General features: G+C 66.7%; 1 protein-coding gene. It reads left to right on the top strand.

Annotation, left to right across the window (positions count from 1 at the left end):
* A partial coding sequence (locus tag CS1GBM4_RS13645) for an FtsK/SpoIIIE domain-containing protein (protein ID WP_280177716.1) occupies nucleotides 1-1163 on the top strand: 1163 nt, incomplete at both ends.

The following is a 1163-nucleotide window of genomic DNA, read 5'->3' on the forward strand; positions in this document are numbered from 1 at the left end:
GCCAGCCATGATTTCGAGGCGACCAAGCACAGGCTGGCGCTGTGCCTGGGCAAGACGATCGGCGGCGAGCCGGTGATCGCGGATCTGGCGCGGATGCCGCATCTGCTGGTGGCGGGCACGACCGGCTCGGGCAAGTCGGTGGCGATCAACACCATGATCCTGTCGCTGCTCTACCGGCTGAAGCCGGAGGAGTGCCGGCTGATCATGGTCGACCCGAAGATGCTCGAGCTCTCGGTCTATGACGGCATCCCGCATCTGCTCACGCCGGTGGTGACCGACCCGAAGAAGGCGGTGGTGGCGCTGAAATGGGCGGTGCGCGAGATGGAGGAGCGCTACAAGAAGATGTCGAAGCTCGGTGTGCGCAACATCGACGGCTTCAATGTGCGGGTCGGCGAGGCGCTGGCGGCGGGAGAGGTGATCACCCGCACGGTGCAGACCGGCTTCGACAAGCATTCGGGCGAGGCGATCTACGAGGAGGAGGCGATGGAGCTGTCGCCTCTGCCCTATATCGTGGTGATCGTCGACGAGATGGCCGACCTGATGATGGTCGCCGGCAAGGAGATCGAGGGCACGATCCAGCGCCTGGCGCAGATGGCGCGGGCGGCCGGCATCCATGTCGTGCTGGCGACGCAGCGGCCTTCCGTCGACGTGATCACCGGCACGATCAAGGCGAACTTCCCGACGCGGATCTCCTTCCAGGTCACCTCGAAGATCGACAGCCGCACCATCCTCGGCGAGATGGGGGCCGAGCAGCTGCTCGGCCAAGGCGACATGCTCTACATGGCCGGCGGCGGGCGGATCACCCGGGTGCACGGCCCGTTCGTCTCCGATGCCGAGGTCGAGAAGGTCGTCGCGCATCTGAAGACGCAGGGGCGGCCGGACTATCTCGACGCGGTCACCGCCGAGGAGGATGGCCCCGGCGAGGACGAGGACGGGGCGGTGTTCGACAAGACCGGCATGGGCGCTGCCGAGAGCGAGGACCCTTACGACCAGGCGGTGGCGATCGTGCTGCGCGACAAGAAGGCCTCGACCTCCTACATCCAGCGCCGGCTGCAGATCGGCTACAACCGCGCCGCCTCGATCATGGAGCGCATGGAGAACGAGGGCATCGTCGGACCGGCCAACCACGCCGGCAAGCGCGACATCCTCGTCGAAACCGGACG

It is taken from the genome of Allobosea sp. CS1GBMeth4, assembly GCF_900185715.1.
GTDB lineage: Bacteria > Pseudomonadota > Alphaproteobacteria > Rhizobiales > Beijerinckiaceae > Allobosea.